Source organism: Faecalibacter bovis, from assembly GCF_017948305.1.
GTDB classification, from domain to species: domain Bacteria; phylum Bacteroidota; class Bacteroidia; order Flavobacteriales; family Weeksellaceae; genus Empedobacter; species Empedobacter bovis.
The window spans coordinates 126,658-151,953 of record NZ_CP072842.1; the positions used below are offsets into that span (position 1 = coordinate 126,658).

Here is a 25,296-nt window from a genome sequence, read left to right on the forward strand (position 1 = left end):
TATTTAACAAATTATGAAAAATATATTTTTAATATTATCAACACTGTTGTTAGGAAATATTAGCAATGCACAAGTGGCAATTGGTAAACCAACAGTTGAAGGAAACAATACATTGATAGATTTTGTTTCTGGTACTACGAAAGGTATTATCTTATCGAGCACTACGAATGATCCAAGCACAGCTGCTAACGGAACTTTTATTTATAATACGACTGATAAAAAAGTAAAAGTAAAGAGCAATGACGAATGGTTAGATTTATCTGACGAAGGAGATAGTTCCGCAACAACAAATACTATTGACGCTACTGCTGTAGAAGTTGGTAATGGTGTTGTTATCGGGAAAGAAACATCTACGAAAGTTGGAGCATTAGTTTTAGAATCTGATGACAAAGCTTTAATTCTACCAAAGATTTTCAGACCAGATTTAAACGTGAAAAATCCATATCCAGGTATGATTTGTTTTGATACAGAAAGTAACACACTCGCTGTTTATGACGGAACTAATTGGAATTATTGGAAATAATAAACCATAAAAAAGCCACCCAAAAGGGTGGCTTTTTAAATAATATAAACTCTATAATTTTTATTTAAATAACACCGATGTCATTACGGTAGTATTCAAAATCAAAATTAATTTTTTTGATATTTTCGTAAGCAATTGCACGAGCTTCATCTAAAGAATTACCCATACCAACTACATTTAAAACACGTCCTCCAGTAGTTAAAATTTGATCATTTTCTAATTTAGCACCAGCAATAAAATTAGGACAAGTAACATTTTCCATACCACGAATTTCGTATCCTTTTTCATAATTACCAGGATATCCGCCAGAAACCATTACAACACAACATGCATGTTGCTGTTTAAATGTTAAATCAAAATCTTCCCCGTTGATAGATTTAGTAACTGCTTCGTAAAGATCAGTTTCTAATAAAGGTAAAGTTGTTTGTGTTTCAGGATCGCCCATTCTTAGGTTATATTCTAATAAATACACGCCTTTTGTCGTAATCATTAATCCAAAGAAAATAACACCTGCAAATTCTAATCCTTCTTTGATTAAACCACATTTTGTAGGTTCCATTATTTCTTCTTCAAACATTCTGAAATGTTCATCTGTAAATAATGGATTTGGAGCAATCACTCCCATTCCACCAGTATTTAAACCAGTTTCGCCTTCTCCTATTTTTTTATGATCTTTTGCAGATATAAAAGGAACGATTTTTTTGCCATTAAAAAATGATAAAATTGACGCTTCAAATCCTTCTAAAAATTCTTCAATAACCACTTCGTTTCCTGCATCACCAAAAGTTTTATCTTCCATGATTTCGTCGATAGCTTGTTCAGCTTCTTCTAAATTCTGACAGATAATTACACCTTTGCCAGCTGCTAATCCTGAAGCTTTAACAACTAAAGGAAAATCTTGTGTTTGTACATATTCTTTCGCTAATTGCGATCCTTGAAAATTTTTATAAGCTGCAGTTTTTACTCCGTATTTTGCCATAAAATCTTTAGCAAAAGCTTTTGAAGCTTCTAATTGTGCAGCTGCTCGATGAGGACCAAAAATCGCTAAGCCTTCAGCCTGAAAAATATCTACAATACCTTCGGCTAATTCAGCTTCTGGACCAACAAAAGTTAAATCAATTTTGTTTTCTATTGCGAAAACTTTCATTTCTTCGATTGAAGAAAGCGCAACATTTGTTCCTATTTGTGCAGTTCCTGCATTTCCAGGAGCAAAAAAGATTTCAACGGACTGTTGTTTCTGTTTAAAATCTTCAGCAAATTTCCAACCGATCGCATGTTCGCGACCACCAGAGCCTATTACTAATATTTTTGTGTTCATTGTTTTAATTTTAAATTATAAATGAAATCAAGAAATTCTAATTATCGAAATATTTAAAAAAATGTTCGAATAGAATAAATTTCAATTTTAAACATTAATGCATAAAATGTCTCATTCCTGTAACAACCATTGGGATTCCATGCTCGTTACAAGCTTTAATAGAATCTTCATCTTTGATAGATCCACCTGGTTGAATGATAGCTGTAATTCCATTTTCTGCAGCAAAATCTACTACATCGCGGAAAGGGAAAAATGCATCAGAAGCTAAAACTAATTCGTCCTGTACATTTTCTTTTGCACGTTCTATAGCTTGTTGAGCTGCCCAAATACGATTGGTTTGTCCACCTCCAATTCCATAAGCTTGTCCGTTTGTTGCTACAACAATTGCATTCGACTTAACCCATTTAACAATTTTCTGAGCGAAAACTAAATCCGTCATTTGTTTTTCAGTTGGCTGAACTTCAGTTACAACTTTTAAATCCGATGAGAATTGATTATCTGTTGATTGAACAATTAATCCACCATCAACTTTTACATAAGTTACTTTATCCGAAACTGGATTATTAACTTTAATGATACGTACGTTTTTCTTTGCTTTAAAAATTTCTAATGCTTCCTCTGTAAAAGCAGGTGCAATTACAATTTCTAAGAAAATCTTATTTAATTCGACAGCAGTTTTACCGTCAACTTCTTTATTGAAAGCAATAATCCCACCAAAAATAGACATTGGATCACATTCATATGCTTTTAAATATGCATCTACAACCGTTTCTCCGATTGCCACACCACAAGGTGTTGAATGTTTTACTGCACAACAAGTCGTTTCATCAAATTCAGCTACAACTTTATAAGCTAAATCCATGTCACGAATATTATTAAATGAAAGTTCTTTACCTTGTAAGTATTCGAAATCTTTCATTGCTCCGTTTTTCGTTTTATCTACGTAGTATGCAGCTTTTTGATGTGGATTTTCGCCATAGCGTAAATCCATTACCTTTTCATAAGATGACTCTAAAAATTGTGGAAAATCATCTCCTAAAATATAAGAAGATATTGCAGCATCGTAAGCAGCAGTTAAATTAAATACTTTACCAGCACATAATTTACGTGTTTCGATAGATGTAGCACCGTTTTCAGTAATTTCATCCATTACTTTTTGATAATCGTTTACATCTGTAATAACAGTTACATCGTAAAAGTTTTTAGCAGAAGAACGTAACATTGATGGTCCACCTATATCAATAAACTCAATCATTTCTGCTTCAGATAAACCAGTGTTCATCTTTTCGAAGAAAGGGTATAAATTAACGATAACAATATCAATTGGATTAATACCATGTTCAGCAATCGTAGCCATATGGTTTTCGTCTGAACGACGCGCCATTATTCCACCATGAATTGCAGGATGTAAAGATTTAACACGACCATCTAAAATCTCAGGAAAACCAGTAACATCTTTTACTTCTGTTACTTCAATTCCATTTTCTTGTAGATGTTTGTAAGTTCCTCCAGTAGATAAGATTTTGTACCCTTGATTAACCAAGAATGTTGCAAATTCTAATAAGTTTGACTTATCCGAAACACTGATTAGCGCTTGTTTTTGCATTTGTTTTTGTTTTTAAAGTTTATTGTTTGTTTTATTTATCGGAAAATGAAAAGCCCCAAAGACAAGTGTCCTTGAGGCCATTATAATTTATATAGTTTCGCTGATTTTTTTTATTGCTTCGATTAGAATTATTTTTTCTACCTCAGCAACCTTTCGCTGTAAATCAGCAACTTGATCTCCTTCTTCAATTTCGAAAGAACCTTGAGTAATAATTTCACCCTCGTCCACTCCTGCAGTCACATAATGTACTGTTGCTCCAGAAATTTTTTCACCAGCTTCTAACACAGCTTGATGAACTTTAGCTCCGTACATACCTTTCCCACCAAATTTTGGTAATAAAGATGGATGAATATTAATCATTTTATTTCCCCATTTAGCAGTAAATTCAGGCGATAAAATAGTTAAGAATCCAGCTAAAACAATTAAATCGATTTCTTCATCAATTAAATTATGTTCAGCATCTTCAGAGAAAGTTTTACGATCTAAAACATAGGTTCTAATGTCTTTGTCTAATGATCTTTCGATCGCGTAACAATAACGGTCAGTCATTACCATAGAAATTTCTACGTTTTGCAAATAACCAGATTCTACCTCATCGATTATATTTTGAAGATTTGTTCCGTTACCCGAAACAAATATTGCTATTTTCATTGTTTGTGTTTGTGTGTAATTTGTGTTTTGCAAAGATAAGATTTTAGTTCTATCTAGCGATAATAATTTGATAGTGGAATTATTCTAATTTAGGCATTATAAAACAAATTAACCAAAATGAAATTTTCTCATATTTAGTAAAAAACATAAATTTTCGATTGGATATTTTAAACTTAAAACTGAATCAAAACTACAATTAGGGCAAGTTGCAGTTTCTTCCTTTCCATTACTTTCTTCTATCCAATCAAAAATATCTTTTGTTTGTGAAACTTTAATACAATTAAAACATCCACAAATTTCGTATTTCAAAATTTCAGTTTTATTATTAATGCAACCTTTAAAAGATATTTTTAAAAATTTATCTGTATAAACTTTTTTCATTTGGATAATATATGAATAAAAAAAAAGCTATCCCGAATAAATCGAAATAGCTTTTATGTGGATAAATACAAATCTTAGTGTGTCGCTGTACCGTCAACTCCGTGAGCATGACCGTGAGCTAATTCTTCTTCAGTTGCAGTACGTACGTTTAATACTTCTACTTCAAATTCTAAAGTTTTTCCAGCCATTGGTGCATTTAAATCTGCAATAACTGCTTCTTCTGTAACCTCAACAACAATTGCACGGAATTGGTTACCTGCATTATCAGTTAAAGGTAAAACAGCTCCTACTGGAGGTAAACCAGATTCTTTGAACATTTCTAATGGTAATTGAGCGATAGCTTCTGGGTTACGTTCACCGTATCCTTCTGCTGGAGTAATTACGAATGATTTTTTGTCACCAGCAACTAATCCGTTTAATTCGTCTTCAAATTTTGGGATCATCATTCCAGCTCCAAATAAGAAAGTTAATGGCTCTTCTGCATTTGATTGTTCTACAAATACTTTTTCACCATTCGCTTCAATGGTATGTAAAGAGTAGTTTACAGAAACTACTGAGTTGTTTTCTATTGTCATAATTTTATATTTTAGGATAATATCCTTCGATGTGAATATTCACAAAATGTAAATTTACAACAATTATTCCTTTCAGCAGTTTCACCAATTTTGTCAGTTTTATTTATAATTTTCTGACAAAACGAATTTTAATCGATAAACAATAATGCTTTTTTGATGTCTTCGTAACTTATTTCACCATTCAAGTAATCGTAGATAGGTTTTAAAACTTTATTTTCTTCAAATTCTATTTCAGAATAAGCTAATCGAACCATATCAATAATTTTATCTGAAGGTTTATATTGTGTATAATCCAAATCAGGTTCAATTTCTTTAATTTTAGAAATATGATCGACAATAGCGGAAGAAGTTAATCCACGTTTTTCTGCAATTTCTTCTAAAGAAAGACCTTCTTTCACATATTCTAAAGTGATTTCTACTGTCGACTTTTTTTTGACCTTGTCAGAATTTTTATTCTTTTCTATGTTTTTAGCGATTTGCTTTTTGTCTAATGTTCCACCCGAATATCGAATAAAAGATGCCCAAGAATCTTGCAATTCCTTTTCATCTAATTTATCATCGATCATGTTTGACAACTCTTGAAATCTACGATCAGCTTTCATCGCCAAGGCGTCAATTTCTAAAGCTGTTTGATTAAGACCATGAAGAGTTAATGAATTTAAATCACGTAAACGTGACAAAGCAACATACCCTTGACCTTTTTCAAACGCTTTTGATAAATCGATAAACGCAGAATCTAACGTCATTCCTTGCGATTTATGAATGGTAATTGCCCAAGCCAAACGTAAAGGAACTTGTGTAAAAGATGCTAACGCTTTTCCGCCTTCGTCTTCAATGGCCCATGTTTCTGGTTTAGCAATATAAAATTCACCATCTAAAGATTTAATTATTGGCTCGTCTTTATCCGTATAACCCGTAACATGCCCCAAAGTTCCATTCACAAAACCAACATCAAAATTGTTTCGAACAAACATCACTTTAGCTCCAATTTTTAGTTCTAAGTTTTCTTCTGCTAAAACAGATTTCTTTAAAACTTCTACTAACGCTGGATTTCCTGCAACTTTCGCTTCAAAAACTTTTGTGGTAGAATCTATGTTATATAATTGACCTTTGTTGATTCGATCCACATCTAAATTATGCGTGTATAAACGAGTTTGAGAATCAATTTCGTCTGGAAAATATTCAATTCTCGATTCTAATAATTGAATAGTTCGATCAGAAATAACACCTGAACGAATTTCATTCAAAATACCATTTAATTCATTATTCGTTTGACGATATTGTTCCGTTAAATAACAAATATGAACTTTTGATTGTACCCAAGCATCAGACATGAAACAAAATTTGTCACGAGATTCTTCCCATTCTTCCCCGATTGGAGGTAACTGAAAAAAATCTCCCGAAAAAATCACTTGAATTCCACCAAAAGGTTCATCATTTTGTTTAAAGAATTTCAACACATAATCTACGGCATCCAATTGATTGCGATGTAACATAGAAATTTCGTCAATAATCAAAACTTTTACTTTGTCCATCTTATCTCTGAAATATTTTTTGTCACGAAGTGATGCTAAATATCGATCTGAGACATAATCTTTAATTCCGATACCAGCCCATGAATGAATCGTTTGCCCGTTCATGTGCGTAGCAGCAATACCAGTAGAAGCAGTTGTAGCAACAGCAATACCATGTTGTTTTAAATATTTAATGTATTGATTTAAAACATATGTTTTTCCGGCACCAGCTGAACCTGTTAAAAATACATTTCGACCAGATTTTAAGATTGCTAAAGCCTTTGATTGTTGCATAATTAATCGCGTGAATTTATTGAATTGAATATAAAATGCGAAGATAAGGAATTCTAATATTGGAGTTGAATGAATTTATTTAATAAATAATTAATCATTAGATTTACACAACAATACATCGATATGAAATTTAAATTATACTTAACTTTAATCTTCTTTTTTCAAATTTTATTTACAAATGCACAATGTTTTGAGTGTATAAAAACACAAGGAACTTTCTTTGATGATCATATATTAGGTTTAGAAAAAACAAGTAATGGATTTGTAAGTAGTACTACAGGAAATGGTAGGAAAATGACTTATTATGATAATAACTGTAATTTAATTTGGGAAAAAAATTACAACCAAGATGAAACTTTTCCTTACAATGATATAAAAACTGATCGAGAGAATAATATTTATACTTTTGAATATAATGCTTCAACCATAACACCACTAAAAAATATTACAAAATATGATCAAAATGGACAACAACAATGGGAAATAATTTTTGCTAATGGATATAATAGATCTTTACCCAACTTTTCGAATACATATTTATTAAACTTTCATGTCACGGCAAACAAAGTATACATTATCGGATATTTCACACAAGGATTAATAATAAATGAAGAGGTTATTTATGATTTTAGTGACACAGATAATCATACAAATGAAAATTATTTTATAAGTGAATTTGATTTAAATGGGACTTATCTCTCTTCAAAAATAATTTCTAGAACTGATGGAAGATATATTCAAAGTATTGTTGATCCCGATAACAATCTATATTTATTAAAATTTAAATATTCAAATCTTGAAATTGAAAAATATGATCCAAATATAAATCTGATTTATCGTAAAGTTATTAGTAGAATTTCTGCCGATAATAATATTTATAGTACTGTTCCAGTAAAAATGTATTTTTCTAAATTAACAAATAAAATATTAGTACTCTCCTATAGCTCTAACTCATTAAGTTATATCGGAGATCATCTTATAGACTATAGTGAAACTAACTTTTCTAATAGACATTTACTTTTTGATATAAATCCTACAAATGGCGAAGTAGTAAACTATAAAAAATTAGATTTTATACCTAGTAGTGTTTATCCTGTACCTACAATAGATGCTATTCCTCATGAAAATTATTTTGATTACACTGAAAGTGATCAAAGTGCATATATCATAACAAGATTTGATAAAGATATTCATTTAAATGGAGAAATTATTAAACCTAAACGTAATTTAGAATTAACGCCTAACGACTATAATATTATTCTATTTAAATTAAATCCATCTAACCTAGATTTAACCTTCAAATTAGCAACAAATACTGGACCTCCTGAAGAATTACGAAGACGCGATTTTGGAAAATTTATACGTATTCTGGATGAAGAAAATCTTATAATCGCAGGAACTTTCGAAAGTAAAAATTTCATTCTAAATAATATTCCAATTACTAATGAATACAAATATGATTTATTTATTTACAAATATAATTTAAATAATCAACCCAATAATATTGCTCTTAATTTTGAAAACACATGTTTAGGTAATCCAACAAATTTTAGTATCGATGGTAATTTTGACTCAGTTGTTTGGAATTTTGGTGATGGAACTACTTCAACTGAAACTAATCCAAATCATCAATACAATAATGCTGGGACCTATGATGTAACAGCATTAATCACTTGTAATAATGAGACAAGAGAATTTACGAAAGAAATTACAATTACCAATACAATCGTTTTATCACAGGTTGACCCTCTAGAAGTATGCGAAGAAGTAAGTTCTACAGGAATTGGAAAGTTTAATACACTGAATATTCCTTCTCAACTTCTTGAAAATAGAGGCGGAATCGAATTTAAGTTTTATACAACTCAAAATATTGAAATTCCAAACTTCATTTCAGAGAGTTATCAAAATACTCAACCTTATAATGAAAGAATTATTGTAAAAGCTTATTATAACAACAATCCTAATTGTATATCATCTAGTGAAATTCAACTTAATGTAACAGCTAAAACTCCTGATCCAATTATTAGAGAAAGTTTAGTTTTCTGCGCTCCAAATTTGAAACAATTTAACGAAATTGCTATTGAAGGAGAAAATTTAAAATTTTATAATGAATTTAATCAATTGATTAATCCTTCTGAAATTATTTCATCTGGATTGTATTATGTTACAGCTTCAGAAAATGATAAATGCGAAAGCAACAAAGTCGAATTGAATATTGAAATTCAGCAAACAGAGGCTCCGATAATAAATTCAAGTCAATCATTTTGTGCAGATTTAAATCCTACAATAGCTAACTTAAATTCAAATGGATTCGAAATAAAATGGTACGATTCTGTTAATTCAACCAACCCTTTAAATCCTGATGTATTATTAATTAATGGTAAAACTTATTATGCAAGCCATATCAATAACAACTGTGAAAGTGTAAATAGAAGTTTAGTAACTGTAGAATTACTAAATCACACAATAATTGATTCATCTGCCATAGAAATTTGCAAAGACGAAAACACATTTGGAGAATTTAACTTAACTAACAAAGCCAATGAATTGGCACAAATTTATCAAGTAAATTCTTCACAAATTGTATTTTACGAAACCTTACAAGATGCGTTAGAAAATTTAAATGGAATTGGCTTAAATTATCGCAATACAAATCAGACAAGTGAAATTTTTGCGACGATTATTAGTTCTGAAGCTTGTAAAACATTTTATAAAATTCCTTTAATAGAAAGTATCAATCCGATTATACAATTATCAGAAAAATATTTTAAATGTAAAGATGATAGTTATTCAATAACTCTTGATGGAAATTATGATTCAATTGAATGGAGTAATGGTTCAACAAGTCAAACAACAGAATTCACTCATCCTGGAACCTATCATGTAACAATTACCAACGGAAATTGTAGTATTACTAAATCTTTTGAAATTGAAAATTACCCTGATTTACTATTTGAATATACTTATGATGGCACTAATGTAACTTTTCAATTTTTAAATGATTTAAACACTAAAGTAAGTTTGGATCAAAATAATTGGTCTAATCAAATATTCCAATTAGAACCTGGATTGTATACCTTTTATTTTAAATCAAATAATGGATGTATTGAAGAACATTCTATCTATTTATACAAAGACATTCCAACTTTTATTTCACCAAATGGTGATGGTATAAATGATGAATGGAATATTTCTTACGTAAAAGATTTAAAAGCAGTTACAATCATTGATCGATTTGGGAAGCAAATTTTTCACAAAACTAAAAACGAGCAACCTATTAAGTGGAATGGAAAATTTAATGGAAAAACATTACCTTCTGCCAGTTATTGGTACACCATTAATTTAGAAGATGGTAAAATAATTGAAGGATATATTTTAATCAAAAATAAATAATATGATTTTTATCGGAGGTATTACGGAACGAAGTAAAACAATTGAAGAGGGATTTTTTCAATGTCCAATTTGTCAACAACAAAGTCAATTTATCCATCGAGAATTTCGTAACTATATTTCACTTTTCTTCATTCCAATTATTCCAATCAATAAAACAGGAGAAAACATTACATGCAAATATTGTAAAACAAATATGCCCGTAAGCGTATTAGAGCAAAACAAAAAAGCCGGATAAGAATTAACTTATCCGACTTTTTTAAACTATTTAATCTACTATTTCAATATAATCTTGTCAGAACCTTCTTGGATTTCTCCAATCACGGCACTTCCATCAATAATATTCATTACTTTGTCAGCATCAGTTTGGTCTACAATTACAACCATACCAACACCCATGTTGAATGTTCCAAACATCTCGTCTTCTGCGATGTTTCCACGTTTTGCTAATTCTTGCATTACAGTTGGAACATTAATTTTATTTTTTTCAATTACAGCACATAAACCATCGTTAATGATACGCGGAACATTTTCGATTAATCCACCACCTGTAATATGAGCAATTCCAGTCATTTCAATCCCAGCATCTTTAATCGCAAAAATGTCATTTTGATATAATTTTGTTGGAACTAATAACGTTTCAAATAAAGGTTTACCTTCAAATTCTTCGTTAAAGTCTGGGAAGATTTTACGTACTAATGAAAATCCATTCGAATGGAATCCACTTGATGGTAACGCAACGATAACTTGTCCTGCTTTGATTTTAGAACCATCGATAATTTCATCGCGTTCTACTACTCCTACACAAAAACCTGCCACATCATAGTCACCTACTTTGTACATTCCTGGCATTTCTGCAGTTTCGCCACCGATTAAAGCTGTACCTGTTTCTTTACAAGCAGTAGCAATTCCTCCAACAATTTCAGCAGCAATATCAGAATCTAACTTTCCACACGCTAAGTAATCTAAGAAGAATAATGGTTTTGCACCGTGACATAAAATATCGTTGGCACACATGGCAAAACAATCAATCCCAACTGTATCATAAACTTTAGAATCTAAAGCGACTCTTAATTTCGTTCCTACACCATCTGTTCCCGAAACTAAAACTGGATTTTTGTATCCACCTAATTGGTAGAATGCACCAAAACTTCCGATTCCGTTTAAAACATTTTCATTATGCGTTTCAGAAACTGCTTTTTTAATTTTCGATACTGTTTGGTATCCTTCTTCCTTGTCTACCCCAGCTTGTTTATATGTGTTGCTCATTTTTTTGTTGTATTAGTGTAAAATGTATGATGTATTAATATTTATACATTTTACATTAGACTTTTTACATTTTACAATTTTCAATCTAGCAGCAAGAAGTAGATTCTTCTTGATTCGTTGGATTGCTAAAATTTACTGGATATTTCTCTGTAAAACATCCAAAACAATGGTTTCTACTTCCTAAAAGATCAGCTAAATTATCTACTGATAAGAAATCTAACGAATCTACATCCAAGTATTCTTCCACTTCTTTAATCGACTTGTTTCCTGAAATTAAATCTGCTTTTGTAGGCATATCAATTCCTAAATAACAAGGTGCAATAATTGGTGGCGAAGCCGAACGGAAATGAATTTCTTTTGCTCCAGCTTCTTTTAAAATCTTGATTAATAATTTAGAAGTAGTTCCACGTACAATTGAATCATCTAAAACCACTAATCGTTTATTTTTGATACGATTTGCAATAGGATTCAATTTTAAGTTCACAATACGTTCACGCATTTCCTGAGATGGAACGATGAACGAACGAGACATGTATCTATTTTTAACTAAAATTGGTTCGTATGGAATTCCTGATGCTTCTGAATAACCAATTGCTGATGGAATACCAGAATCTGGTACACCAATAACTAAATCGGCTTCTATTGGAGATTGTTCGTATAATTTACGTCCAGATTCTACACGTAAATCATAAATTTCATTTCCTTCGATATTCGAATCAGGACGAGCAAAATAAATGTACTCAAACGCACAAATATTTTTTTGAGATGGTTGGTTCAATGAATATGATTTCAATCCATCCTGGTTAACAACAACGATTTCTCCTGGTTCTACATCTCGGATAAACTCTGCTCCAACAGCATCTAAAGCACACGTTTCAGAACTAAAAACATAAGCATCGCCAATTTTACCCATACATAATGGACGAATTCCGTTTGGATCACGGAAAGCCGCTAATTGATTATTTGCTAATAAAAGAACAGAATAAGCTCCTTTAATTTTTTCAGTCCCTTTCTGAATTGCCTCTTGAATATCTAAATGAGAATATTTTTGAATCGAACGTAAAAGAACTTCTGTATCAGAAGTAGCTAAAAATGGTAAACCTTCGGCTTCTAATTCTTTACGCAATTCATCTACCTCAATTAAATTTCCGTTGTGGGCTATAGAAAAGTGTGGTTTTCCGTAGATATTGTACGTGTATAATGGTTGGATATTGCGACGACTACCATCTCCTGCTGTTGTGTATCGAGTATGTCCGATAGCAGCATTTCCTTGATAATCTTCGATTTGATCCTCCATCGTTTTAAAAACATCTAAAACTAACCCAGCTTTTTTGACTGTTTTTAGATTACCATCTTTTAAGAAAGTAACCCCACAAGCCTCTTGTCCACGGTGTTGTAAAGCAAACAAACCAAACTGAGTAATAGAGTATGTGTTGATGTTTGTTGGTGAATAAATTCCGAACACTCCACATTCTTCATTCACCGAGTCAACAGTATCAGCAGCATATTTTTTTAGAATGTTACGTTCGTAAAACTCAGTTAAATACTGCGCTTTTAATTGACTTTTATATGATTTTTTATCAATCATTTTTCTAAGAGAAAAAGAGTTATTTTAAAACTTCAGAAAGACGGTTGTACACTTCGTGGTAAGCCTCAGATACATCACCTAAGTCACGACGGAAACGGTCTTTGTCTAATTTTTTTCCAGTTTCTACATCCCATAAACGACATGTATCTGGTGAAATTTCGTCAGCTAAGATGATGTTACCATCCATGTCTTTACCAAACTCAATTTTGAAATCTGCTAAAATTAAACCTGCTTTTAAGAATAATTCTTTTAAAGCTTCATTAATTTTATCAGTAATAGCGTATAATTCTTTTAATTCATCATACGTTGCTGCACCTAATAAAACTGCGTGGTGATCATTAATTAAAGGATCTCCTAACTCGTCTTTTTTGTAACAGATATCGAAGATTGTTACTGGAGATTTCCCTCCTTCTTCTAATCCTAAACGTTGTGCCATTGATCCTGCAACATAGTTTCGAACAACCATTTCGATTGGAATAATTGTTACTTTTTTCACTAATTGCTCACGATCGTTTAATTGCTCAATAAAGTGTGTTGGGATTCCCTTTTCGATTAAGTAATTAAAGATTAAAGTAGAAATTTTGTTGTTCATTTCTCCTTTGTCTTCAACTGTCCCACGTTTTTGAGCGTTAAATGCTGTCGCATCGTCTTTGTAGTATACGATTACTTTATCAGCCTCTTCTGTAGCGTAAACTTGTTTAGCTTTCCCCTCGTAAATGAATTCTTGTTTTGTTAAGCTCATCGTTGTTGTTCTTGTTGTTTGTTGTTTTTGGTTTTGTTTGAAATGAAAAAGTCCACTTCGTGTTTGTGTTGTGTGACTAAAACTTGTTCAGGGTTTTAATCAAATTTCTGATTGATCCTTAGCTTGTTCAAGGCTTTAGATCCCATTTTAAAAACTTGTTCAAGGTTTTTAAGAATTTTCGATTTTAATTGGTTCAGGATTAAAATCTGTTGTATTCGCTCTGACAAGTCTGAGCAGTATATTTGTTTGTTGTTTGTTCTTGTTTTTAGTAGTGAGATTTTAGATGTTAGTATTTAGATTTCTTCAATAATCGTCAGTTCTAGTGTTTCATGTCCTTAACAAAGGATTGAAATGTATCGAGAACTTAGACGATGACTATTTTCAGCTCCTCATCTATATCTTTCACTTTTTAGGATGAGATCCTGAAAAAAATTCAGGATGACTCAACCTTTATATTTCAATGATTTGAATAAACTAATTACTCTAATCTAAATACTCATTACTAATTTTCTTTAAAATACTTCACTGCATTCTTAAAGATATTCATATAGCTAACGCCAGGAATATTTTTATATAATCCTTCTTCGTAACGCTCCGGATGTCCCATTCTTCCATAAACTTTCCCACATGGAGAAACAATTCCTTCTACTGCGAAAGTCGATCCGTTTGGATTATATGGCATTTCTGCTGCTAATTCTCCTTCTAAAGTTACAAATTGTGTTGCGATTTGGCCATTGTCAATTAACTTTTGTAATTCGACTTCGTTTGCTACAAAACGACCTTCTCCGTGAGAGAATGGAATCCAATATTCTTGTCCTTCCATTCCTTGTAACCAAGGCGAGTGTGATTTGTTGACACGAACTTTCGCTAATTGCGTGATGTGACGACCGATTTCGTTAAACGTTAATGTTGGTGTATCCTCTTCTAACGTTTGGATTCTACCATATGGTAATAATCCAGATTTGATTAATCCTTGGAAACCGTTACAAACTCCTAAAACCAATCCGTCACGATCTAATAAATTATGAATCGCATCTTTAATTTTCTCGTTGCGTAAAACTGTTGCAATAAATTTCCCTGATCCGTCTGGCTCATCTGCTGCAGAGAAACCACCTGGAACGAATAAAATATTAGCTTGGTTGATTTCGTTTACAAAAGCTTCAACAGAATCCTCAACATCTTGTTTTGTTAAGTTTTTGAATGGAATTGAAGAAACAACCGCTCCTTCTCTTCTGAATGCTTTTGCAGAATCATATTCAGAATTTGTACCTGGGAAAATCGGAATGAAAACACGAGGATTTTCAACCTTAACTTTAGCTGTAGCAATTGGATCTTTTGCTACTAAAGTTTGATCTTTGATTGTACCTTCTGCTTTTGATTTATATGGGAATAATGAATGGAATGTTTCTTTCCATTGTTTTTTTAATTCAACTAAGTTGATTGTTTCACCATTGATAACAAAAGTTTTTTCTGCTTGTGTCGTTCCTAAAACTGTGTAGTTTGATTGGATTGACGCTGGAATTTCTAAAACCGTTGTATGTTCAATGATAATTGCTCCTGGGTAATATTTTGCTAAATCTAAATCAGAATTGATTGTAAATCCGATTTCGTTACCAAAAGCCATATTTGCTAATGTTTCAGCAATTCCTCCAAACTTCACCGTCATCATTGATTTTACGTTTGTACGATCGATTGATGAAATGAAGGTGAAAATTTCTTTTACATTTTCAGCATCTAATAAATAATCTTCGTTTTGTGTTGGAACGAAAACTGAAATTTTAGAATTTGATTGAGCAAATGTTCCTGAAACAATTTGATCATCTGTTGAAGGCGCTACAGCAAACGAAATTAACGTTGGCGGTACATCAATATCTTGGTATGATCCCGACATCGAATCTTTTCCTCCAATCGCTGGAATTCCGAATTGACGTTGTGCCTCAATTGTTCCTAAAATCGCTGCAAATGGTTTTCCCCAACGTGTAGCTTCGTCTCTTAACTTTTCAAAATATTCTTGGAAAGTTAATCGAATGTCTTCGTATTTTGCTCCAGCTGCTACAATTTTCGTCATCGAATCAACCACTGCGAAATAACCACCGTGGTAGTTTGACCAACGAGAAACAATTGGATTAAAACCGTAAGAAGCAACAGAAACCGCATTTGTAAATCCGTCTGTTGGGAATTTTTGTACTGAAACATCTTCTGGTGTATCCATAAATTGGCCACCAAAGGCATTTAAAATTGTAGAACGTCCTACATTGTTGTCAAACATTTCTACCATTCCTTTTTGAGATGCGTGATTCAATTCTTGCATCATTGCTACAAACGCTTCTTTATTAAAAGGCTTGTTCTCAAAAGGATTATTATCTTCTCCGTTCGCAACCTCAACTTTCGCTTGTTTACGAACACCGTTTGTATCTAAGAATTTACGATCTAATTCAACAATTTTAGTTCCTTTCCAAACTAAAGTCATTGTATCGTCTGCTGTTACTTCAGCTACACAAGTTGCGTCTAAGTTTTCAGTTTTTGCTAAAGCAATGAATTTCTCCACATCTTTTGCTTCCACTGCAACCGCCATACGCTCTTGTGATTCAGAAATTGCTAATTCAGTTCCGTTAAGTCCTGCATATTTTAATGGAACTCTATCTAAATCAACATTGATTCCACGCGCAATTTCTCCGATCGCTACAGAAACACCTCCAGCACCAAAGTCGTTACATTTTTTGATTAATGCTAAAACTTCTGGATTACGGAATAAACGTTGAATTTTACGTTCAACGATCGCGTTTCCTTTTTGTACCTCAGCCGATAAATCGTCTAATTTTAAACCATCGTGTGTTTTTGATGAACCTGAAGCTCCTCCTACTCCATCACGACCTGTTGCACCACCTAATAAGATGATTTTGTCTCCTGCAACTGGTTCTTCGCGGCGAACATAATCTTTCTTTACTGCTCCGGCTACAAAACCAACTTCCATACGTTTTGCTTTGTATCCTTCGTCGTAAATTTCTTTTACGAATGTTGTCGCTAAACCAATTTGGTTTCCGTAAGAACTATATCCATTTGCTGCTTCTTTCGAAATTTTACGTTGTGGTAATTTACCTAGTAACGTATCTTCAATTTTTTCTAAAGGATTTGCAGCTCCTGTAATACGCATAGCTTGGAAAACGTAAGAACGACCACTTAAAGGGTCACGAATTGCTCCACCCACACATGTTGAAGCACCACCGTAAGGTTCTACTTCTGTTGGGTGATTATGCGTTTCATTTTTGAATTGTAATAACCAATCTTCTTCTACACCGTCCACAGCAATTGGAACAACAATAGAACAAGCATTGATTTCTTCTGAAACGTCAATATTTTTAACAACACCTGTACGAGATAAGTATTTACCCATAATCGTTGCTAAGTCCATCATACGAATTGGTTTCGTAATTCCTAACTCTTCACGAATTTTTAAGTAATAATCGTAAGTACGTTGTAAAGTTTCGTTGAATTGAGAATTAAACTGTACGTCAGTAATTTCAGTTTCGAAAGTCGTGTGACGACAGTGATCAGACCAATATGTGTCTAAAACTTTTAATTCTGTATCTGTTGGATTACGGTTAATAGATTTGAAGTGATCTTGGATGAATAATAAATCATCCATCTCCATAGATAAACCGTATTGATTGTAGATTTCTTTTAAACCTTCTTCACCAGCTGTTGTAAATCCTTCGATAATTGGAACCTCAGTTGCTTCTGGGTTTGTTCCAATTTCTAATTTATCTAAATCTTTAACACGAGATTCGATTGGATTAATTAAGTAATCTTGTACTTTTTGTAAGTCTTCCTTAGAAATATCATTGAAAACATACAATAAACCAGATTTTACTTTTACATTATCAACATTCATTAAGACTAAACATTGTTCAGCCGAATCATCACGTTGATTATATTGTCCTGGTAAAAATTCTGTAGCGAAATAGTTTTGTGTTTGTGGAAATGAATTGTCTAAAACTTCATTCAAATCAGTATAAACAATATCAGTTACAGAATCTGCAAATACATTATTTTGAGTAAGTTGCAACTGATTTTCTGTAATACCAAATAGGTCATAAATAACAAAAACCTTGCACACAATTGTAGGCACAAGGTTTTGTAATTCTATTGTAGTCTTCTGACTAATTACGTCAAAATTTGATTTCTTCTGAATGAAAATTCTTTTGTTCATTGTATCGTTTGTGTGTTGTGTTGGTTTTTTTTTGTGTTTCAACAAATGTACATCTACATCAACAAACAAATTTTTATACAAACGAAGGGTTCAAAGCTTCATGAAAATAAAAAAAAATTTGTAGTGGCAATTTTTTACGGTCTGCCGTAGAGACGCTCAACCTTATTATGAGCTATACAAATGTTGTAAACTTTAAAAACTAAATTCACCTCTTTAAAAGTGAAGTGCAAATTTAAAAATATTTATTCAAATAAACCAATAGATTTACCTTAAATACTTGATATTTTTTTAATCTTGAATTTTAAGATTTTATTAAGTTTAAAGTTAATTTATATAATTAATAATTTTATTATAATTTAATCAAGCACTCATCGATTTTTGTGAATTTTTTTCAAAATTTTTAGCATAATTTAAAAACTCATGCCTGAAAAATTTTATTAAAAAATCAAATTATTTCGCTTTACCCCCGAAAAAAACCTACCGAAGTAGGAATTTTTTATGTTTTTAAAACTTTGTGAAACTTAATTTATGGATTAATTCGATAAAATTTGTTGAATTTGTTTTGTTCAAAATATTTTTTCGATGCGTATCAATTGTATATTTACTAATATTTAATTGACTTGAAATCTCTTGACTGTTCAATCCTTCTTTGATTAAAGTCAAAATCTCAACTTCTCTCTTTGATAAACCATAACAATTTTCCGAATCAATGTAAATTCCTCTTGCTTTATCAAATGCTTTATGATCGTTAGCAGGTCGTTCCGTATAATCTTCGATTCTTTTATGAGTGACTAACGTTTTACTTAAATGACCTTGGTTTGTAACCTCTATTGCTTGACAATGTTGCTGAATTGTCATCACAGTACCATTAGCCGCAATGATGCGATATGTATATGAAAACAAATATTGAAAATGTTGATTAAAACTTAGATTATTAGTAAATTCTAAATCTCTTTCTTCACATTTAAAGAAATAATCCAAATCATCTGGATGAATAATTTGTATTAATTTATCTAAATTAAACGTTTTAACATCATATCCTGTTAAGGTTTTAAACGCATTATTTACGAAGGCAATTTCATTTTGGATACAATCATAAATAAAGAAATAACTGTCTATTAATTCAGGTTGGTGTGGATCAACTTGTTCGTTTACTTTCGAACTTTGATTTTGAAACAGCTCATTCCACTTTTCATTTTCAGTACTATTAGGCATTTTATACTATTTACATTCCTACTTGAGATTAGCAAAGTTTAAATATAAAAAAATAAATCTATTATTATAGAAAAATTCTGCATATAAAGATAATCACTTCTTACATATAATTATCTAATTATCAATAAATTTAAAAATTTATCATCACATAAATTAATTACTTATACACTTATCTGTTTTACTAATTTTTGAAGTTTCAAATCTTATATCAATTAAAAAAAGTAATTTTAGCCCAAAGAGTAAATAAAAATGTTTAAAAAGAAATTATTTTTTGGAATGTTGATGGGATCAGCAATCTTTATGAATTCTTGTTCAAAATCTGCAAATGGATCTTGGGACGAAACCAATTATTTTTACGCAGCGAGTGAGTTACCTTACGGAACAACTGATTTTAGCAAAGTAAAAACAGCTGATTTTAAACCTGCCTTATTAGAAGGAATGCGTCAGCAAATCGAAGAAATTAAAAAAATTACATCTAACCCAGATGCTCCTACTTTTGAAAATACTTTAGTAGAACTTGAAAAAACAGGACAATTACTTAGTCGCGTATCTGCTTCTTTTAATATATTAACAGGAACGGAAACGAACGAAGAGTTACAAGCGTTAGAGGAAGAATTATCTCCAAAATTCGCTGCTCACAATGATGCGATTTACCTTAACGGAGATCTATTTAATCGCATAAAAAAAATATACGAGCAAAAGGATACTTTAAATTTAGATACAGAATCTGCCCGTTTATTAGAAAATTATTACAATAAATTTATTTTAGCTGGTGCTGATTTACCAGATGCTGAAAAAGAAAAATTAAAGAAAATTAATGAAGAAATTGCTTCGTTAAATACAAAATTTGGTACACAATTATTAAATGCAACTAAATCTGGAGGAATCACTTTAACTAAAGAAGAATTAGAAGGATTATCTCAACAAGATTTAGATGCTTTAAAACAAGAAGATGGTACCTACAAAATCTCTTTATTAAGCACTACACAACAACCTGAATTACAAAATTTAGTAAAAAAAGAAACTCGTCAGAAATTGTTTGATGCATCATGGAATCGTACTTCTAAAGGAGACGCAAATGATACACGCCAAACAATTTTAGATATTGCTAATAAAAGAGCAGAAAAAGCAAAATTATTAGGTTACGATAATTACGCGCAATGGTCATTACAATCTCAAATGGCAAAAACTCCTGAAGCTGTAAATAAGTTTTTAGGTGATATGATTGAAGTTTCTACAAAAATTGCAGAAAAAGAAGCCGAAGAAATTCAGAATTTAATCAATCAAGAAGAAGTTCCTTATGAATTATCTGCTGCAGATTGGAATTTCTATTCTGAAAAAATCCGTAAAGCAAAATACGATTTAGACGAAAATGAAATTAAACCTTACTTAGAAGTTTGGTCAATTTTAGAAAACGGAATTTTCTTTATGGCGAATAAAATGTACGGAATGACGTATACTGAGCGTAAAGATATCCCAACTTGGAACAAAGATGTTCGTGTGTATGAATTGTTCAACGAAGATAAAACTCCAATCGGTTTATTCTATGTTGATTTCTTTAAACGTGACTCTAAACAAGGTGGTGCTTGGATGAGTAATATTGTAGAACAATCTACTTTATTAAATCAAAAACCTGTAATTTATAACGTTTGTAACTACACAAAAGCACCAGAAGGTCAGCCAACGTTAATTACATTTGACGATACGATTACAATGTTCCACGAATTTGGTCACGCACTACACGGATTATTTGCAACACAAAAATACCCTTCATTATCAGGGACTAATGTTGCGAGAGATTTTGTAGAATTTCCATCGCAATTCCACGAACATTTTGCAACATATCCAGAAGTTTTAAAGAACTACGCGAAACATTATAAAACTGGTGATGTGATGCCAGATGCATTGATTGCAAAAATGGAAAAAGCAAAAAACTTTAATAAAGGTTATTCATTAACTGAGATTTTATCTGCATCTGCATTAGATATGTCTTGGCACACAATTGGAGCGGATCAAAAAATTACTGATGCTGCTAAATTTGAAGCTGACGCTTTAGTTAAGAACAAAACAGCAATTAAAGCAGTTCCGCCTCGTTATGGTTCTACATTCTTCAACCACGTATTTGGTGGTGGATATGCAGCTGGTTACTACGCTTATTTATGGGCTGAAATGTTAGACCACGATGCATTTGAATGGTTAAAAGAAAATGGTGGAATGACGCGCGAAAACGGTCAAATCTTAAGAGAAAAGATTTTTTCTCGTGGAAATTCTGAAGATTATACAGAAATGTATAAAAAATTCCGTGGAAAGGAAGCTTCAGTTGATCCAATGTTAAAATATCACGGATTAAAATAAAATCTGATCAATTCTTTAAAAGGCGAAAACGTAAGTTTTCGCCTTTTAATTTTTATAATAAATTTCTTCACTCTAAAATTTACCTGCATATAGTATTGTAACATCTTGCGAATTGTGTATTTCATTTAATTTTTATTAAAAATATCATCAATTAATTTGATTATTTACAAAGTATATTATCAATAATATCAATTTATTAAAATCAATTCCATTATTCTTTGATTTTTTTTGTTAAAACGATAAATTTGCATCAACAAAATATTAATCAATGGGAAGAGCTTTTGAATTTAGAAAAGGGCGTAAAATGAAACGTTGGGCTGCAATGTCTAAAGCGTTTACAAGAATTGGGAAAGATATTGTAATGGCTGTAAAAGCTGGTGGACCAGATCCTAGTTCAAATTCTCAATTACGTGCAGTTATCCAAAATGCGAAAGCGGCAAACATGCCAAAAGATAACGTAGAACGTGCTATTAAAAAAGCATCTGACAAAAATACTGAAAACTATAAGGAAGTACTTTTTGAAGGTTATGGACCTCATGGTATTGCAATTATCGTTGAAACTTCTACAAACAACAACAACCGTACTGTTGCTAATGTGCGTTCATATTTTAATAAATGCAATGGACAATTAGGAACGCAAGGTTCTGTAGAATTTATGTTTGATCATATCTGTAATTTTAAAATTGCAACTCCAGAAGGTGTTGATATGGAAGAATTAGAGTTCGAAATGATTGATTATGGTGTTGAAGAAATCTTCGAAGATGAAGATGGAATCGTATTAATTGCTCCTTTTGAGAATTACGGAACAATCTTTAAATCTTTAGAAGAAGGTGGTTACGAAATTATTTCTTCTGAATTTGAACGTATCCCTCAAACAACTAAAGAATTAACAGCTGAACAAAAAGCTGACATTGAAAAGTTATTAGAGAAATTCGACGAAGATGAAGACGTAAACCACGTTTATCATACAATGCAAGAAGACGAAGAAGAGGAAGAAGCATAATTCCAAATTCTTATATAATATCAATAACCTCTCAATTTTTGGGAGGTTTTTTTATTATCTTTAATTTAGAATTAATTACATGATAAAAATTTTAACTCTTACAGGTCTTACCTTACAGTTTATCTCGTTTTGGTTAGCTGCTCCAGAAATTTTGGGTCCGGATTGGATTGTTAAAACGGAAGATTTTTTCAGAAAATTAATAAGAAAAATTCCTACTGTAGTATTATCGTTCTTAGGAGCTATTATTGGAGTAATATTTTATCAATCCATAATATTAGATACAATATTTATATTAGTAATGATATGTATACTATTTATATCAGTATTAGTCTTCCATAAACGGATAGAATATTTCTTAGATCATAAAATCTCTAATCCGTTGATTCAAAAATTAATTCTTAACGAATCATTTCGTTTTACATTACTAAAAATTGCAGCTTTGCTGTTTAGTTTAGGATTTGTAATACAAATTTTTCTAGCTCTTTTTACTACTTAATTTCTAAAATAATAATGGCAAAAACCTTAATAAAACCACAACATAAATTAGGTCGTAAAGGACTAATTTTCCTCATATTTCTGTTAAACATGACAGGACCAATGTCTACAGATTTATACTTATCAGCCTTTCCTACTCTATTAAAAGAATTTAATACAACTTCTGGAATGTTGAATTATACTTTAGTTGGATTCTTTGTAAGTTTTGCCATCGGAATGTTATTCATCGGACCATTAAGCGATAAAATTGGTCGAAAACCCGTTTTACTTTCTGGTATTTTCATCTACGGATTATCTTCATTATTTTGTTCTTTTTCCTCATCTATAGAGATGTTAATATTCTTCCGAATTACACAAGCAATTGGCGCTGGAGGAATGATTTCTGTTTCTACCGCTATGGTAAAAGATAGTTTTACTGACGATGATAGACCGGGAATTATAGCTTTATTACAAATGTTAGGCGCTTTTGCACCAACAATTGCACCTTTAATCGGAGCTCAAATTATAAAACATTATAATTGGCAAGTAACATTTGATGTTTTGGCAATTAGTGCCTTATTTTCTTTTATTGTAAGTTTATTTGTTACTGAAACTTTAGACAAAAAAGATAGAATCGAAGGAAACGTATTTACATCTGTATTCTCTTTAAAAGAAATTTTAATCAATAAACCTTTCATGACATTTTTGCTATCCATGTACGGCATGTCTATTATTTACATGGCATTTTTAGCAATCAGCTCATACATTTATATCGAATGGTTTAATTTATCTGAAACACAATACAGTATATTTTTCGCCGTAAATTCTTTAATATTATTGGTTGGACCTAATGTGTATTTGATGGCTAGAAAGAGATTTACACCCAATCAAATAGTACATTTTTCATTTATCACCGTGTTATTTGCAGGATTATTAATTTTAACGATTGGTAAATTTTCACCCTATTTATTTTTACTTGCATTTGCACCAATTACATTTAGCAATGGATTTCTAAGATCGTTTTCTTCGAACATTTTATTAGGACAAAGTAATATGAATTCTGGAGGAGTTGCATCAGTAATGAGTTTCTCTGGAACAGCACTCGGAGCGATCGGAATGATGTTAGGAACAATCGGATGGTCAAACTACATTCAAGGTCTCGGCTGGATTACATTTATTGGTATAACTTTTAGCATTACCTTATGGATTATTTTTCTAAGAAATGGATACAAATTAAAAGGAATGTAATAAGAGATAACAGGAAATTCACCTGATCTAATCATTAATATTATTTAAACTGATATAGAATATTTCAATCATAATATTGAAATAATTTAATTTTCAGACGTACTTTTGCACTCATTTTGTCGTAAAATAGTAAGAATGATTAAAATTTATCCGTTAAGAGAAGTACAATACCAAGTAAATAATACAAAAGAGTTTAATTACGTAGAGAATTTAGACTTAATTGACGAAGCTAATGGTTATGTTTTAACGGTTCGACCTTTTTTAGTTCATGTTGGTGACGAATTAATATTAATTGATGCTGGTTTTGGACTTCACCAAGACGGAAAATCTGAATTAGTTAACAGAATCGAAGAAGTTGGATTTTACGCAACTGCTGTATCTCGTATTTTAATTTCACACTTACACAAAGATCATATTGGTGGAATTGGTCGTATGGTCGATAATAAATTAGAAACCTATTTCCCTAATGCTAAAATTTACATTCATGAAGATGAAATGATGTACACTATGGCGTTAGAAGGTCATCATTCGTATGATTACAACATTATCAAAGGTTTACAATATCATCCACAAGTAAATTATTTACGCGAAAATGAAGGTCAAATCTCAAAAAATATACGTTTTGAAAAAGTTGGTGGACACGTTCCACATCAAATGGTTTTTTGGATTTCTGACGAAGATGATATCGTTTTTTATGGTGCTGATAATTTACCACAAAAGAGTTATTTAAAATACGATTGCGCTTTTAAAAATGACATCAATGGAAAAGATGCTCAAGAATCTCGTCGTATTTGGCAAGAACAAATGAAAAAAGAAAATTGGACTGTTCTTTTTTATCATGGAAAAAGCACTGCGGTTAAAAAATTCTAATTCAAAAATATAACACAAAAGCTCAAACGTATAGTTTGAGCTTTTTTTTTCGAATTTCATAAGAATCAAT

19 protein-coding genes and 1 riboswitch are annotated in these 25,296 nt (G+C 31.3%); of the genes, 8 read left to right on the forward strand and 11 right to left on the reverse strand.

What is annotated here, in order from left to right; translation table 11 throughout:
• The first annotated feature begins 13 nt into the window (after window positions 1–13).
• The gene (locus J9309_RS00600) at window positions 14–523 is read left to right on the forward strand and encodes a DUF2793 domain-containing protein (RefSeq protein ID WP_230476527.1); all 510 of its coding nucleotides are present in this window, start codon (window positions 14–16) and stop codon (window positions 521–523) included.
• Window positions 524–587: 64 nt separating this feature from the next.
• Here J9309_RS00600 and purD read toward each other — a convergent pair whose 3' ends face one another.
• The 6 genes from purD to J9309_RS00630 all read right to left on the reverse strand — a co-directional run bounded on the left by purD (window position 588) and on the right by J9309_RS00630 (window position 6,862).
• Window positions 588–1,841, reverse strand: a complete 1,254-nt coding sequence (gene purD / locus J9309_RS00605) for a phosphoribosylamine--glycine ligase (RefSeq protein ID WP_230476528.1) — start codon at window positions 1,839–1,841, stop codon at window positions 588–590.
• Between the two features lie 94 nt (window positions 1,842–1,935).
• Window positions 1,936–3,447 carry a bifunctional phosphoribosylaminoimidazolecarboxamide formyltransferase/IMP cyclohydrolase gene (purH, locus tag J9309_RS00610; RefSeq protein WP_230476529.1) on the reverse strand — a complete coding sequence of 504 codons (1,512 nt, stop codon included), beginning with the start codon at window positions 3,445–3,447 and terminating at the stop codon, window positions 1,936–1,938.
• Between the two features lie 87 nt (window positions 3,448–3,534).
• Window positions 3,535–4,098, reverse strand: a complete 564-nt coding sequence (purN, locus tag J9309_RS00615) for a phosphoribosylglycinamide formyltransferase (protein ID WP_230476530.1) — start codon at window positions 4,096–4,098, stop codon at window positions 3,535–3,537.
• Between the two features lie 108 nt (window positions 4,099–4,206).
• A complete protein-coding gene (locus tag J9309_RS00620) occupies window positions 4,207–4,479 on the reverse strand; it encodes a hypothetical protein (protein ID WP_230476531.1) in 273 nt (90 codons plus the stop codon).
• 74 nt (window positions 4,480–4,553) lie between these two features.
• On the reverse strand, window positions 4,554–5,054 hold the full coding sequence (locus tag J9309_RS00625; protein ID WP_230476532.1) for an FKBP-type peptidyl-prolyl cis-trans isomerase: 501 nt from the start codon (window positions 5,052–5,054) through the stop codon (window positions 4,554–4,556).
• A 128-nt stretch (window positions 5,055–5,182) separates the two neighbouring features.
• Window positions 5,183–6,862 carry a helix-turn-helix domain-containing protein gene (locus J9309_RS00630; RefSeq protein ID WP_230476533.1) on the reverse strand — a complete coding sequence of 560 codons (1,680 nt, stop codon included), beginning with the start codon at window positions 6,860–6,862 and terminating at the stop codon, window positions 5,183–5,185.
• Between the two features lie 123 nt (window positions 6,863–6,985).
• On the opposite strand from J9309_RS00630, the gene J9309_RS00635 reads away from it, so the two are divergent.
• Together J9309_RS00635 and J9309_RS00640 are read left to right on the forward strand one after the other, a co-directional pair.
• Window positions 6,986–10,255: a T9SS type B sorting domain-containing protein gene (locus J9309_RS00635; RefSeq protein ID WP_230476534.1), complete on the forward strand. Its 3,270-nt coding sequence runs from the start codon at window positions 6,986–6,988 to the stop codon at window positions 10,253–10,255.
• A gap of 1 nt (window position 10,256) precedes the next feature.
• Window positions 10,257–10,490 (forward strand): zinc-ribbon domain-containing protein, encoded by a 234-nt coding sequence (locus J9309_RS00640; protein ID WP_230476535.1) that lies wholly within the window; start codon window positions 10,257–10,259, stop codon window positions 10,488–10,490.
• A 38-nt stretch (window positions 10,491–10,528) separates the two neighbouring features.
• On the opposite strand, the gene purM is transcribed toward J9309_RS00640, so the two are convergent.
• From purM to J9309_RS00665, 5 genes are all read right to left on the reverse strand, one after another.
• Entirely contained in the window at window positions 10,529–11,521 is a 993-nt protein-coding gene (purM, locus tag J9309_RS00645; RefSeq protein ID WP_230476536.1) for a phosphoribosylformylglycinamidine cyclo-ligase, read from the reverse strand.
• 85 nt (window positions 11,522–11,606) lie between these two features.
• Window positions 11,607–13,109: an amidophosphoribosyltransferase gene (gene purF, locus J9309_RS00650; RefSeq protein ID WP_230476537.1), complete on the reverse strand. Its 1,503-nt coding sequence runs from the start codon at window positions 13,107–13,109 to the stop codon at window positions 11,607–11,609.
• A 19-nt stretch (window positions 13,110–13,128) separates the two neighbouring features.
• Window positions 13,129–13,851, reverse strand: coding sequence for a phosphoribosylaminoimidazolesuccinocarboxamide synthase (gene purC, locus J9309_RS00655; RefSeq protein ID WP_230476538.1), 723 nt, complete (start codon window positions 13,849–13,851; stop codon window positions 13,129–13,131).
• A gap of 502 nt (window positions 13,852–14,353) precedes the next feature.
• Window positions 14,354–18,061 carry a phosphoribosylformylglycinamidine synthase gene (locus J9309_RS00660; protein WP_230476539.1) on the reverse strand — a complete coding sequence of 1,236 codons (3,708 nt, stop codon included), beginning with the start codon at window positions 18,059–18,061 and terminating at the stop codon, window positions 14,354–14,356.
• Between the two features lie 101 nt (window positions 18,062–18,162).
• Window positions 18,163–18,261: riboswitch (purine riboswitch) on the reverse strand.
• Between the two features lie 304 nt (window positions 18,262–18,565).
• Entirely contained in the window at window positions 18,566–19,276 is a 711-nt protein-coding gene (locus J9309_RS00665; RefSeq protein WP_230476540.1) for a LuxR C-terminal-related transcriptional regulator, read from the reverse strand.
• A 249-nt stretch (window positions 19,277–19,525) separates the two neighbouring features.
• On the opposite strand from J9309_RS00665, the gene J9309_RS00670 reads away from it, so the two are divergent.
• From J9309_RS00670 to J9309_RS00690, 5 genes are all read left to right on the forward strand, one after another.
• The gene (locus J9309_RS00670; RefSeq protein ID WP_230476541.1) at window positions 19,526–21,631 is read left to right on the forward strand and encodes a M3 family metallopeptidase; all 2,106 of its coding nucleotides are present in this window, start codon (window positions 19,526–19,528) and stop codon (window positions 21,629–21,631) included.
• 268 nt (window positions 21,632–21,899) lie between these two features.
• Window positions 21,900–22,634, forward strand: coding sequence for a YebC/PmpR family DNA-binding transcriptional regulator (locus J9309_RS00675; RefSeq protein WP_230476542.1), 735 nt, complete (start codon window positions 21,900–21,902; stop codon window positions 22,632–22,634).
• Window positions 22,635–22,713: 79 nt separating this feature from the next.
• Window positions 22,714–23,130, forward strand: coding sequence for a hypothetical protein (locus J9309_RS00680; protein ID WP_230476543.1), 417 nt, complete (start codon window positions 22,714–22,716; stop codon window positions 23,128–23,130).
• 14 nt (window positions 23,131–23,144) lie between these two features.
• Window positions 23,145–24,356 (forward strand): MFS transporter, encoded by a 1,212-nt coding sequence (locus tag J9309_RS00685; RefSeq protein ID WP_230476544.1) that lies wholly within the window; start codon window positions 23,145–23,147, stop codon window positions 24,354–24,356.
• A 135-nt stretch (window positions 24,357–24,491) separates the two neighbouring features.
• Complete coding sequence (locus tag J9309_RS00690) at window positions 24,492–25,226, forward strand: MBL fold metallo-hydrolase (RefSeq protein WP_230476545.1); 735 nt, start codon at window positions 24,492–24,494, stop codon at window positions 25,224–25,226.
• Window positions 25,227–25,296: the final 70 nt, after the last annotated feature.